Source organism: Shewanella sp. UCD-FRSSP16_17 (assembly GCF_001675935.1).
Classification (GTDB): domain Bacteria; phylum Pseudomonadota; class Gammaproteobacteria; order Enterobacterales; family Shewanellaceae; genus Shewanella; species Shewanella japonica.
In genome coordinates, this window is record NZ_LZFV01000002.1 from 337,479 (window position 1) to 350,530 (window position 13,052).

Annotated in this window: 11 protein-coding genes; all 11 read right to left on the reverse strand. The window is 41.0% G+C overall.

Features of this window, described 5'->3' with window-relative positions:
- Nucleotides 1–12: 12 nt before the first annotated feature.
- The 11 genes from A9267_RS06345 to rlmD all read right to left on the reverse strand — a co-directional run bounded on the left by A9267_RS06345 (nt 13) and on the right by rlmD (nt 12,962).
- A complete protein-coding gene (locus A9267_RS06345) occupies nt 13–648 on the reverse strand; it encodes a protein-L-isoaspartate(D-aspartate) O-methyltransferase (protein WP_055023774.1) in 636 nt (211 codons plus the stop codon).
- Nucleotides 645–1,394 (reverse strand): 5'/3'-nucleotidase SurE, encoded by a 750-nt coding sequence (gene surE, locus A9267_RS06350; protein ID WP_055023773.1) that lies wholly within the window; start codon nt 1,392–1,394, stop codon nt 645–647. Before surE ends, A9267_RS06345 begins: the two co-directional genes overlap by 4 nt.
- Nucleotides 1,391–2,551 (reverse strand): tRNA pseudouridine(13) synthase TruD, encoded by a 1,161-nt coding sequence (gene truD, locus A9267_RS06355; RefSeq protein WP_065108621.1) that lies wholly within the window; start codon nt 2,549–2,551, stop codon nt 1,391–1,393. Before truD ends, surE begins: the two co-directional genes overlap by 4 nt.
- A 61-nt stretch (nt 2,552–2,612) precedes the next feature.
- The gene (gene ispF, locus A9267_RS06360) at nt 2,613–3,092 is read right to left on the reverse strand and encodes a 2-C-methyl-D-erythritol 2,4-cyclodiphosphate synthase (protein ID WP_065108622.1); all 480 of its coding nucleotides are present in this window, start codon (nt 3,090–3,092) and stop codon (nt 2,613–2,615) included.
- 45 nt (nt 3,093–3,137) lie between these two features.
- Nucleotides 3,138–3,860, reverse strand: coding sequence for a 2-C-methyl-D-erythritol 4-phosphate cytidylyltransferase (ispD, locus tag A9267_RS06365; RefSeq protein WP_065108772.1), 723 nt, complete (start codon nt 3,858–3,860; stop codon nt 3,138–3,140).
- A 4-nt stretch (nt 3,861–3,864) separates the two neighbouring features.
- Entirely contained in the window at nt 3,865–4,167 is a 303-nt protein-coding gene (gene ftsB / locus A9267_RS06370) for a cell division protein FtsB (protein ID WP_055023769.1), read from the reverse strand.
- Nucleotides 4,168–4,269: 102 nt separating this feature from the next.
- Entirely contained in the window at nt 4,270–5,571 is a 1,302-nt protein-coding gene (gene eno, locus A9267_RS06375; RefSeq protein WP_055023768.1) for a phosphopyruvate hydratase, read from the reverse strand.
- Nucleotides 5,572–5,803: 232 nt separating this feature from the next.
- Complete coding sequence (locus tag A9267_RS06380; RefSeq protein ID WP_055023767.1) at nt 5,804–7,441, reverse strand: CTP synthase; 1,638 nt, start codon at nt 7,439–7,441, stop codon at nt 5,804–5,806.
- Nucleotides 7,442–8,009: 568 nt separating this feature from the next.
- On the reverse strand, nt 8,010–8,834 hold the full coding sequence (gene mazG, locus A9267_RS06385) for a nucleoside triphosphate pyrophosphohydrolase (RefSeq protein ID WP_231919058.1): 825 nt from the start codon (nt 8,832–8,834) through the stop codon (nt 8,010–8,012).
- Nucleotides 8,835–9,045: 211 nt separating this feature from the next.
- Nucleotides 9,046–11,253 carry a GTP diphosphokinase gene (relA, locus tag A9267_RS06390; RefSeq protein ID WP_055023765.1) on the reverse strand — a complete coding sequence of 736 codons (2,208 nt, stop codon included), beginning with the start codon at nt 11,251–11,253 and terminating at the stop codon, nt 9,046–9,048.
- 335 nt (nt 11,254–11,588) lie between these two features.
- Nucleotides 11,589–12,962: a 23S rRNA (uracil(1939)-C(5))-methyltransferase RlmD gene (gene rlmD / locus A9267_RS06395; RefSeq protein WP_065108624.1), complete on the reverse strand. Its 1,374-nt coding sequence runs from the start codon at nt 12,960–12,962 to the stop codon at nt 11,589–11,591.
- Nucleotides 12,963–13,052 lie beyond the last annotated feature (90 nt).

The window sequence follows — 13,052 nt, forward strand, 5'->3', positions numbered from 1 at the left end:
ATATCACCCTAATTAAGCGAGTTCGCCATTAATTAATGGGACGAATTTTACTGCCTCAATAATCTGTGAACTGTACTCATTCCCGTGACGAGTAATTTTTAATAATTGCTGGGAGTCTTCTCCAACAGGGATCACTAATACACCGCCTTCTGATAACTGCATCAATAAAGCTTCTGGCACTGAAGCTGCAGCAGCAGTCACCATAATGGCATCAAAAGGAGCTTTGTTCTGCCACCCTTTCCAGCCATCACCGTATTTAAAAGAAACGTTATGCAAATCTAAACGCTTTAATCGCTGCCGAGCTTGAATTTGCAACGCTTTAATTCGTTCAATAGTGCACAGTTGCGGCACTAACTGAGCTAATATCGCAGCTTGATATCCTGAACCTGTGCCAATCTCCAACACTTTGCTAGGATTATGTTGTAACAACAATTCAGTCATTCTTGCGACAATATAAGGCTGAGAAATCGTTTGTCCTTGCCCAATGGGTAAGGCGGTATTCTCATAAGCTTTATGCGCCAAAGCGCCATCTAAAAATAGCTCTCTTGGAGTATTAGACACGGCTTGTAAGACGGCATTATTACGAATCCCAGCTTCGTGTAACTTTCTCGCTAAATTAATGGCAACTGTTGAGGCTACCTGGCTCATAGTTTATTTATCCAGTTCTCTAAACCAGCAAGCTGATTATATGCAGTTAAGTCGACAGTTAACGGAGTGATTGAAACAAAACCTTGCTCTACAGTACCAAAGTCAGTGTCATCACTCGCATCTTGTTCTTTACCTGGCGGGCCTAACCAGTATATATCTCGCCCAGCAGGATCTTGAGCTTTGATCATGCCTTCAGCTTTATGTCTCGAGCCTAGGCGAGTCACACGTATGCCTTTGATTTCTTCTACAGGCAAGTCAGGGACGTTAACATTTAAAATTTGATCATTATTAATGGGATGTTCAAGCAAGCCTTGTACAATTCTAGCCGCATAAATTGCAGCACTTTGATAATGTATCAGCTCTTTACCAACTAAAGACACAGCAATGGCAGGCAGTCCTAAAAAGCGCCCTTCCATCGCTGCTGCCACTGTGCCTGAATATAATGTGTCATCACCCATGTTTGCGCCTGCATTAATGCCAGATACGACAATATCGGGTTCATTATCACATAGCTCACGAATTGCTAAGTGAACACAATCGGAAGGTGTGCCATTAACCGCAATATACCCATTATCTAAGTTATTAATTCTTAATGGGTTAGTCAAGGTCAAAGAATTACTCGCTGCAGAACAGTTACGATCAGGAGCGACCACTTTTACCTTCGCGATTTTAGCAAGTTCAACAGCAAGGGCTTTTATACCTGGAGCCGTTACTCCATCATCATTACTAACGAGTATATTAATCACTTTGTCGACTCTTGCGCTTTTTGTAGGTTTTCTACTTGCATTGAAGCTTGCATTTGTTGTTCAGCAACCCTTTGCTGACGTGCAACTTCCTGCACATCTTGATAATCCAATAACTCTCGTAAAACGGAGGTTGCATAGCTACCTGCAGGTAATATGAACTCTATGAACAAGGTGTCTTGCTCAAAACGATATTTCAATGCTTGCGGTTTTAACAGCATAGGCCGTCTTTCTTGCTCTAACCCAGCTTGCTCTAACCCTTGTAGATCGTTTGTTAGTGCTATTAACGCAGCTTGCTCAACATTAGCGGCATCAGCTTGAGGGAGTATGCTACCTCTTCCCCATAACGGCGCCGATAACTGAATATCATTGCTTGATAATCTTGCTAATGTTTCAGGATCCCATTTATCTGTCACAAAGAAACTTTTACTCCCCGCAAGCATGACGCAATCTCCTGTCAGAGGCGCAATACTATGATGGTTTAATCGATAAGACACCACTTGATTAAACACATTAGAGCGAACTGCCGAAAGATACATACTGCGCTTTTTTCGATCTTTTACTTTTTTTCCTGCTAGCATTTGCTGGCCAAAAATCAAATTCTTACCTTGATGACCAAAGCGCTGTTCCCCAAAATAATTAGGGACACCAGTTTGCATTACCTGTTGAATACGTTTCTCAAGCTCAACCTTGTCACTGACATTGCGCAGGGTGAGTTCAAAACGATTTCCAAGTAATGTCCCAATACGCAATTTTTTACTATGGCGCTGACTAGATAATATGGTTAAGCGAGGGGTATTTTCTTTATTCGCTAAGTCAGCTTCATTCGCCTTTACATCATTATTATCTTTTGTTGAAAGAGACTGCCAGTCAGGGGTTTCTTTTCCCGGAATTCTGACTCCGAACCATTGCTCAGTAACGGCGTTTTTATCTTTTTGGCCCGCGTACGTCACTTCTTTTTGATGAACTTTAGCGAATTTAGCCAAGATTTCAGCCACCTGATTGGTATTCAAGCCCTCTTTACGCACATGGATCATATGATGCTCACCTTCACCTGTTGGACTGAAAGGGAGCATTTCTTTAACGATAAAATCACTGTTTACAGTACGTAAATCAGCTTTACATGCAGGCTTACCAAAAAGGTAATGTAACGAACTCATGATATTTTCTCTAACTCATTGGGGTTGTAAGTTGAACGGCACTTACAAGAAAATGGTTTAACTATTTTTGTGTCATTAATACAACTGACTCAACGGCTATACCTTCTTTACGACCTGTAAAACCTAACTTTTCAGTCGTAGTCGCTTTAACATTAATATGCTCAACATGCGTCTCTAAATCAGTCGCAATACACTGACGAATGGCTTCAATATGAGGTAGCATTTTAGGCGCTTGAGCAATAATAGTGACATCAAGGTTGCCAACAATAAATTGCTTCTGCTTTGCGAGATTAAAGCAATGTCTTAATAAAACACGGCTATCAGCCCCTGCAAATTCAGCATCGGTGTCAGGAAAATGCTTACCAATATCTCCAAGCGCCATAGCGCCTAAAATCGCATCTGAAACAGCATGCAGCACAACATCACCATCTGAGTGAGCAATTAATCCCGTCTCATAAGGTACTGTGACACCGCCTAAAATAAGTGGTTTATCTCCACCAAACTTGTGTACGTCAAAACCATGTCCAATTCGTATATTCATCATTATCACTTTTCGTTAATGTTTATGCGTATAGGTTTATCAAGCTTATTTGCTGTTGATATGCGCTAAAAACAGCTTTGCAAGTTGCAGATCATCAGGGTGAGTCACTTTAATATTGTCAGCTCTACCGTTGACCAAGCCTGGGTTCACACCAGCCCACTCCATTGCACTGGCTTCATCTGTAATCGTGATATTTTGCTCAAGTGCTGATGATAGATGTTGTTGCAACTGCCCTGCTGGGAATAGCTGTGGCGTCAATGCATGCCATAAATTATCTCGGCACACGGTTTCTGCAATTGACTGACTCGATGACTCACACCTTTTCATGGTATCTCTTACCGGCATAGCCAAAATAGCGCCTTGTGGAAATTGCTCTCGAGAAGACAGTAATTTATCGATATCAGTTTGGGTTAAACATGGTCTTGCTGCATCATGAACCAATGCCCATTTAAGCTGAGTGCTGTGATCATTTTTACAGATAGCGCTAAGAGCGGCGAGCACAGAATCAGCTCGTTCATCTCCGCCGATAACAGTCGTTATCTTTGGATGTTCAGCCTGAGACAATGTCTCAAAGAATCGATCGTCAGGATGCAAAGCAACAATGACTTCACTGATATCATCATGAGCGATTAAGCTATCTAAGGTGTGGGCTAAAATACTTTGCTCACCAAGTGATAGATACTGTTTAGGAATAGTGGCGCCCATTCTTGCGCCAATGCCAGCTGCCGGCACAATGGCAATCACATCTGATGTTACAGACTTCATCATTTTTTTACTGACCAAAGGTAGAATTATTACGAGGGTTATTACCTACGACACGATAGAAAGTTTCTCCTTCCTTTACCATGCCTAGCTCATTGCGAGCACGTTCTTCAATTGCTTCAGTGCCACTTTTAAGATCAATAATCTCTTCTTTAAGCACGAGGTTTCTTGCAATAAGTTTATTATTACTTTCTTGTTGGCTGGCAATTTGCTTTTGCAAATTCATATACTGAGAAAGGTTGTTCTCGCCTAACCATAGTCGATACTGCAACAAGCCTACTAAGATAAAAAGTAATAGTAAAAGTCGTTTCATATAGTTGGTTTTCGGCGAAATTTAAAAATAATAGTAATGCTATAGTACAACAAAAAAGGCCACCTAGTGGTGACCTTTTTAAGATTTAGCTAAGATTTGAAATTAAGCTTGGCCTTTCACTTCTTTTAAACCGTTATAAGGTGCTTTTTCACCTAGTGCTTCTTCGATACGAAGGAGTTGGTTGTACTTAGCCACACGATCACTACGGCTTAATGAGCCCGTTTTAATTTGGCCTGCAGCAGTACCAACAGCTAAGTCTGCAATCGTTGCATCTTCTGTTTCACCACTACGGTGAGAAATAACGACAGTAAAGCCAGCATCTTTAGCCATTTTGATAGCAGCTAACGTTTCAGTTAACGAACCAATTTGGTTAAATTTGATTAAGATTGAATTAGCAATACCGTTGTCGATACCGCGCTTCAAAATTTTAGTATTTGTCACGAATAAATCGTCACCAACTAATTGGATTTTGTCACCTAACAATTTAGTTTGGTGTGCAAAACCGTCCCAATCAGACTCGTCAAGACCATCTTCAATTGAAACAATTGGGTATTCTTTCGTTAGATCTTGTAAGAAGTAGTTAAACTCTTCTGAAGTGAACTTTTTACCTTCACCTTTAAGGTCATAGATATTTGCTTCTTTGTCATAAAACTCAGATGCGGCACAGTCCATCGCTAGTGTGATGTCTTTACCTAACTCGTAACCAGCATTCGCTACAGCGACTTTAATTGCAGCTAATGCTGATGCATTAGATGGAAGGTTAGGTGCAAAACCACCTTCATCACCCACTGCAGTTGAATGACCGTCAGCTTTTAAGACTTTCGCTAGGCTATGGAATACTTCAGCACCCATGCGTAAACCTTCACGGAAGTTAGCAGCGCCAACAGGCTGAATCATAAACTCTTGAATATCTACTGAGTTATCAGCATGCTCACCACCATTAATGATGTTCATCATTGGTAGTGGCATAGAGTAAACACCAGGCGTACCGTTTAAATCAGCGATATGAACATATAAAGGTACTTTCTTTGATGCAGCAGCAGCTTTAGCCGCAGCTAAAGACACAGCTAAAATAGCGTTAGCACCAAATTTAGCTTTATTTTCAGTACCATCTAAGTCAATCATGATTTGGTCAAGTTCAGCTTGAGCCAATGCATCTTTACCTTTTAGTGCATCTGCAATTGGGCCGTTTACCGCTTCAACTGCTTTTAAGACACCTTTACCTAAGTAACGTGCTTTGTCGCCGTCACGTAATTCTAATGCTTCACGTGAACCAGTAGATGCACCTGATGGTGCAGCAGCCATACCAAAAGAGCCATCATCAAGATGTACTTCAGCTTCTACTGTTGGGTTACCACGCGAATCCATGATTTCGCGACCAATGACGTTAATAATGTTAGCCATAATATCCTCGATATATGTAAGATAAAATTAAAATAGAAAATCAATACCAATAATCAGTAACATTAATCTAAATAATGAATCACTATTGGTATTTCACTTTCAGTTTGGTAATTTAAAATCAATTCGCAGCATAGCATAGACCTATTATGTTAGCGCAGCAACTATCAAAGCGCACAAGATTGTCTATGGATAAAAAAAAGCCATTGATGTTGGCATCAATGGCTTTCATTATTTAGCTAGCATCACCTTTTTGATGGGCAGCAGCGGCAGCTACAAACCCTTCAAATAGTGGGTGGCCATCACGTGGCGTCGAGGTGAACTCTGGATGGAATTGACCCGCAACAAACCAAGGGTGATTTGGCAGCTCGATCATTTCAACTAACTTGCGGTCAGATGAAAGACCACTGAATACTAATCCTGCTTTCTCTAAGCGCTCAACGTAGTTGTTGTTCACTTCAAAACGATGACGATGACGTTCAACACACGTATTCGAATTATACGCCGCTGCAGCTTTAGAACCTTCCAGTAAATGACAAAGCTGAGCGCCTAAACGCATCGTGCCACCTAGATCTGACTCTTCATGACGCTTCTCAATATTACCTTCTTCATTGATCCACTCAGTGATCAAACCAATAACTGGATGGTCAGTTGAAGAATCAAATTCTGTTGAATGCGCATTTTCAAGGTTCGCAACGTTACGAGCAAACTCAATCAATGCCACTTGCATACCTAAACAGATACCGAAATAAGGTACGTTATTTTCACGGGCGTATTTAGCAGCATAAATTTTGCCTTCAACACCACGTTCACCGAAACCACCAGGAACCAAGATACCGTCTAAGCCTTCTAAAACTTCAGCACCTTTTGCTTCAACAGTTTGTGAATCTACGTATGTGATATTAACGGTTAAACGATTTTTCAGGCCAGCATGTTTTAATGCTTCATTGACTGACTTGTAAGCATCAGGTAATTCAATGTATTTACCCACCATACCAATAGTGATTTCACCTGTTGGGTTAGCTTCTTGGTAAATTACATTTTCCCACTCAGATAAATCTGCTTCTTTACAATCAATACCAAAGCGCTTGATAACTAATTCATCAAGACCTTGCGAGCGAAGTAACGCTGGGATTTTGTAGATACTGTCTACATCTTTAAGCGAGATAACGGCTTTTTCTTCTACATTACAGAATAGCGAGATCTTTGCTTTTTCATTCACAGGGATCGCGCGGTCACCACGACATACAAGTACATCTGGCGCAATACCAATTGAACGCAACTCTTTAACAGAGTGCTGTGTAGGTTTAGTCTTAATCTCACCTGCAGCACCTAAGAAAGGCACTAAGGTTAAATGCATAAATAAAGTGCGATCACGTCCTAGCTCTGCACTTAATTGACGAATAGACTCTAAGAAAGGCAATGATTCAATATCACCTACAGTGCCACCAATCTCTACGATAGCAACATCATGGCCTTCACCACCTTCAAGTACTTTCTCTTTAATCGCATTAGTAATATGCGGTATAACCTGAATGGTTGCGCCTAAATAATCACCACGACGCTCTTTACGTAATACTTGCTCGTAAATACGACCAGTAGTGAAGTTGTTACGACGGTTCATTTTGGTACGAATAAAACGCTCGTAATGACCTAAGTCTAAGTCAGTTTCAGCACCATCTTCAGTCACGAATACTTCACCGTGCTGGGTCGGGCTCATGGTACCTGGATCAACGTTAATGTATGGGTCCAGTTTCATAATGGTTACATTGAGGCCACGCGCCTCTAAAATTGCTGCGAGCGACGCTGCTGCAATGCCTTTACCTAGTGAAGAAACAACGCCACCAGTAACGAAGATATACCTTGTAGTCATGCTGAACCTGAGAATGTGAGTTTGAAAAATACGTGCTTGTAAGAAAGCACTAGGACGGGGCGACATTCTACCAAATTAGCCTGATAACAACAAACAATAAACTCATTAAATTAATATAAAACTTATGCTCACTGTTTTAGCGAGCCTGTTACCCATTTATCCCCGCAACAAAGTGTAATTTAACCAATTGATTCTATTCTTAGTGGTGCGATTAAACACGGCGATAAGAATGATTCACTGCCTCTGTTGTGAATCCCACACTTTATTTCAAATACTTATGACCAAAATCTATTCCAATATCTTTTCCACAAGTACCTTTGCCGCCAGTCTCTTAGCCACAAGTGCCATAACCGCCAGTTTCTTAGCGCCTAATTGCTTAACGCCCAGTATTTTAACGACTGATGCCTTTGGGACTGATACCTTAATGAATAATGACTGGCGCTATCTTTCAACTTTTGACTTAATTAATGCTAGATAATGGGCTCATCGTTGTTAAGTTCATCGTTGTTTAGTTCAGAGCTGTTTAGTTCAATCTCTATAAACAACTTGCTCTAATTCAAGTCTGTAATTATTTGCTTCGCTCGGTTTGCTTAACGGTATCCCAATATGCGTCTAGCTCTTCGAGTGTGTGCTCACTCATGGTTTTTGTACTTTTTTCAGCTAAACTTTCAACACCTCTAAATCGACGCTCAAATTTTTGATTCGCTTGTCGCAGTGCAGATTCAGGATTAACACCTAGATGCCTCGCCATATTGGCTACAGCAAAAAGTAAATCCCCCATTTCATCAACCACTTTAGCTTGGTAGATTTCTGGCTCAGCTTGTAAATGTTTCGCCTCTTCCATGACTTCGTCGATTTCTTCATGGACTTTAGCGACAACAGGGACTAAATCAGGCCAATCAAAGCCGACTTTTGCAACTCTTTTTTGAATTTTAATCGCACGATTTAATGCTGGAAGTGATACTGGAATATCATCAAGTAGAGAAAACTGCTGTTTTTGTTCACGCTCTGTTTGTTTAATCGCCTCCCAGGACTGTTTAACTTTTTCGGCGTTGTCTATTGTCGTGTCATTGTTAGTTGGCACACTGTTAGTTGAACTTAGCTTTAGAGCGCTTTGTTGATGAAATACATGCGGGTGTCGGCGGGTTAATTTATCGCAAATTTTATCTACTACGGTGGCAAAATCAAATAAGCCCTGCTCTTTTCCTAATTGACAATAAAACACCACTTGAAATAACAAGTCGCCTAGCTCATCTGGTAATGATGTTAAGTCGGCTTGCTCAATGGCATCAGCGACTTCATAAGCCTCTTCAAGCGTAAACGGCACTATGCTCGCAAATGTCTGTTGTTTATCCCATGGGCATCCCGTTTCAGGATCTCGCAGTTTTTCCATTATGTTTAACAATGGTTGAATAATGTTTTGTGGCTGGCTTACTAGCAGGGCATCTAATTCAGCAGTATCTGGAGTTTGTGACATGGTAAATACTCTTTTGCGCGTTATAAAAATGGGACAAACAGTAAACTAAAACTATGAAAGAAAAAGGTGGTAAACCAGTTGATTTACCACCTTAATTAAAACGTATCACTTTCAACTAGTCGAATGATTATAACCGTCTTGCTTCAATCACACCCTCTATCTGACCAAGCTTAACTAATATTCTTGATAAGCCATCTAAGTTATACAGTTCTAATTCAAGGTCGACTGCAGCAGTTTGATTTTTTTCATCCGATGTTGAGCTCATCGCCATCACATTGGACTTTTCAGCCGCAAGCACCGTTGTGACGTCTCTTAACAAGCCGCTTCTATCGTGAGCGCTCACTTGGACTTTAATGCGATAACCACCTGAATAGTTCTCGCCCCATACGACCTCAACGCTGCGCTCAGGGTGAGCACGCATTAACTCTTTAACTTGTGAGCAATCACTACGATGTACCGATACGCCGCGCCCCATGGTGATATAACCAAATATTTCATCTCCAGGAACAGGTTTACAGCAACTTGCAATGTGGCTTAATAAATTACCTACCCCATTAACTTCGACCTGGCCTTTGCCTTTTCGAGCTGGCTTTGTATGGGAGCGTTTAATGATTTCTTCGACAATTTCTTGTTCTGTACTCGGCTCTTTACGCAAGCTAGTTTCAACAAAGTTGACCACTTGATTTAAACGTAAATCCCCCCCACCAATCGCCGCTAACATGTCATCCATAGAGTTCATGTTAAAACGCTCAACCGCAACTTGAGCATCTTTAAGTTTCAGCGACACTCTTGCCAGTTCAGCCTCTAGTAATTCTTTACCTGCAACCATGTTTTTGTCACGGTCTTGTTGTTTAAACCAGTGCTGAATTTTAGAGCGTGAACGAGATGACTTAATGTAGCCTAAGTTAGGGTTAAGCCAATCGCGTTTCGGGTTAGGGTGTTTTGAGGTGATGATTTCAATTCGTTCACCGGTCTCAACTTGGTATGTAAACGGCACAATACGGCCATCCACTTTAGCGCCAATACATTTGTGACCGACATGGGAGTGAATGTAGTAAGCAAAATCCAGTACCGTGGAACCTAGCGGTAAATCGACTACCTCACCATTGGGGGTAAATACATATGCTCGGTCTTCGAAAACCTGACTGCGCACTTCTTCGACAAGGTTGCCAGTTTCAGCCACATCCTCTTGCCACAATAAAATCTTACGTAGCCAGTTAATTTTTTCTTCATAACCACTTTGTTTACCACCAGCAGTACCTTCTTTGTACTTCCAGTGAGCTGCTACACCGAGCTCTGCATCTTGATGCATGGTTTCTGTGCGGATTTGTATTTCAACGGTCTTGCCTTCTGGGCCCACGACCACAGTGTGAATAGATTGGTAGCCATTAGGTTTAGGGTTTGCGACATAATCATCGAACTCTCGCGGAATATGGTGCCACAAGGTATGCACAACCCCTAAAGCACCATAACAGTCTTGCAAGCGGTCAGTGACAATTCGCACCGCTCGTACATCAAATAGCTCATCAAAGGTAAGATCTTTACCCTTCATTTTTCGCCAAATACTGTAAATATGCTTTGGACGACCGTAGACTTTAGCGCGAATATTATCTTTATCTAAACGCTCTTGCAGCTGAGTAACAAACTTATCGACAAACACTTCTCGATCGACACGTTTACCGTCTAATTGCTTAGCAATATCTTTATAAACAACTGGGTGCAGGTATCTAAAAGAGATGTCTTCTAGTTCCCATTTGAGTTGGCCGATACCTAATCGGTTGGCAAGAGGGGCATATATATCAGCAACTTCACGCGCAATCAAAACCCGAGTTTCTTCATCGCCATTTTTGACTTCACGAAGTAAACGTAACCGCTCAGCAAGTTTTATTACTACAGCACGAACATCTTCGACCATAGCCAATAGCATTTTACGAATATTATCAATTTGCGGTTCGGCTGCACGAGAATCTTGGCTGACTTTTAGTGCACCAATGGCTTCCATGGTGACAACACTCGCCACAAGTTTACTTAAACTTGCACCAAATTTTTCTTCGATATCCTCAATGGATAATATGCCTTCATCATGAACGATAAAAAGCAGTGAGGCCTGCAGGGTTTCGATGTCCATGTTTAAAGGAGCAAGAATCTCGACCATCTCTCGTGCTCGGTCAAGTAACCCACGATGAACATCTGGCGTTGCGGTTGGCAAAGCATCGAGCTGTTGAATAAGTTCCAGCAACATTTGGGCTTCTTCGGCGTTTTCTATATAACGCTTTACCCATTCATCGATATTAAAATCTGATGAATTGAAATGTGCTTCTCGGACTGAGACCATAGTAAACTTCCTTTTCGGTACTTATTTTACCCTTACAATGAAACAAGCAATATCAACAAAACTAACGCAGTGCATTTCGCCCTGCACAGATAAAAATAGTCATCTTGAGGGTTGAGTATTTTATGTCAAATTAATATTACTCAATTTACAAATTCTTACGTAAAATTCAAATTTCAGCTTATTGTTTGGCCAAAAGTGAGTTGTTCTGGGTATTGGCGACACGTAATATCAATAATAAATCATCTAGAATGAATTTAGTGTTACGTGAGCAACATTCCCCAAAAACCTTTAGCCAATAACCAAAAAATGAACCGACTTGCTTTGGCTGGTTCAGCTTAGCGAGTTTCAAATAATGCCATCGCTTCAATATGATGCGTTTGTGGAAACATATCTAACATAGTCAATTTACTCAATTGATAACCTTGCTCAATTAACACCTGACTATCGCGCGCTAAACTTGCTGGGTTACAGGATACATAGACCACTTTTGCAGGTTTCATTTTAGACAACCATTGCAAGCTTTCATATGCACCGGCACGAGCCGGATCGAGAAGTAATTTATCAATTTGTCCTAACCAGCTTGCCTCAGATAAATCTGCACTTAAATCGGCATGGTAAAAGTGAATATTGTTTAATTGGTTTTCTTTCGCATTTTGATTGGCTTGAGCCACCATTTCAGGCACGCCTTCAACCCCAACCACATCTGCGGCTTGTAACGCCAATGGCAAACTAAAATTACCTACCCCACAAAACAAATCTAAAATTCGTTCATTTTCTTTAGGTGCTAACCACTCAATAGCTTGAGTAACCATCTTTTGATTAATATCCGCATTCACTTGCACAAAATTACCAGGACTGAACTGGCATTGAACTTGGCCTTCAGCTAACCGATAAAAAGGTAATCTAATATGATTCTCAGTAATAACATCGGCTTGAGACTCATCTGCCACAAACAGAGACTGTAATTGACCTTCATTATCTTGAGTTAGCAAGTGAATTTTTTGCGCTTTGGCAAACTCGATGAGTAACTGACTATCACTTTCTTTCAAAGCTTTAGTGATGCGCAATACCGCAAACACGCCATTTTCTGCTTCAGTTAACTCCACATGCCCTAACGTTGTCTTAGCATAAAGTTGATTAAGTAATGCGGTAAACGGTGTGATTAAATTTGATAATGACTTCGCTAATACATCACATTGTTTTATTTGCACAATATTATTGCTATTGGCAGCACGGAAGCCTAATTCGAGCATTTTTGATTTCTTATTAAACAGCGTAGCGAGCCTCGCTCTTCGGCGATAATGCCAATCTTCACTGACGACAGGCTCAGTAAGAATACCGTCCTCGACATCCACTGCCAGTTTGCTCATTAAATTAGTTAAGGCAGCTTGTTTATGTTGACGTTGTGCATCTATGCTTAAGTGTTGTAAATCACAACCGCCACACTGTTGATAATGTGGACATTTTGCTTTGGCACGATTTGGTGTTTTTTCGTCAATACCGATTAATTTCGCTTTAGCGTATTTTTTCTTTTGTTCTGTTAGCTGAACCGTCACTTTTTCACCAGGGAGCGCACCAGGTATAAACACGACCTTACCATTATGCTGCGCTATACCAGCGCCAAGGTGATCGAGTTGTGTTACCGTTAAACTCAACTTAGCTGATAACTGCTTCGTTTTGTTCGGTTTTGCTTTAAAAAATTGCGCCATTTTGGCCTCTGGTATGGAATAAAAAACTGGTCAAGAGTGCTCTATTTCTGGCAATCTAGACAACATATTTGATAAAAGTCTTTAGGAATA

Excerpts from the sequence above, each read along its gene's own strand:
- A9267_RS06345 (WP_055023774.1), bottom strand. The coding sequence starts at position 648 with ATGAGCCAGGTAGCCTCAACAGTTGCCATTAATTTAGCGAGAAAGTTA.
- truD (WP_065108621.1), bottom strand. The coding sequence starts at position 2,551 with ATGAGTTCGTTACATTACCTTTTTGGTAAGCCTGCATGTAAAGCTGAT.
- ispF (WP_065108622.1), bottom strand. The coding sequence starts at position 3,092 with ATGAATATACGAATTGGACATGGTTTTGACGTACACAAGTTTGGTGGA.
- ispD (WP_065108772.1), bottom strand. The coding sequence starts at position 3,860 with ATGATGAAGTCTGTAACATCAGATGTGATTGCCATTGTGCCGGCAGCT.
- ftsB (WP_055023769.1), bottom strand. The coding sequence starts at position 4,167 with ATGAAACGACTTTTACTATTACTTTTTATCTTAGTAGGCTTGTTGCAG.
- eno (WP_055023768.1), bottom strand. The coding sequence starts at position 5,571 with ATGGCTAACATTATTAACGTCATTGGTCGCGAAATCATGGATTCGCGT.
- A9267_RS06380 (WP_055023767.1), bottom strand. The coding sequence starts at position 7,441 with ATGACTACAAGGTATATCTTCGTTACTGGTGGCGTTGTTTCTTCACTA.
- mazG (WP_231919058.1), bottom strand. The coding sequence starts at position 8,834 with ATGGAAAAACTGCGAGATCCTGAAACGGGATGCCCATGGGATAAACAA.
- relA (WP_055023765.1), bottom strand. The coding sequence starts at position 11,253 with ATGGTCTCAGTCCGAGAAGCACATTTCAATTCATCAGATTTTAATATC.
- rlmD (WP_065108624.1), bottom strand. The coding sequence starts at position 12,962 with ATGGCGCAATTTTTTAAAGCAAAACCGAACAAAACGAAGCAGTTATCA.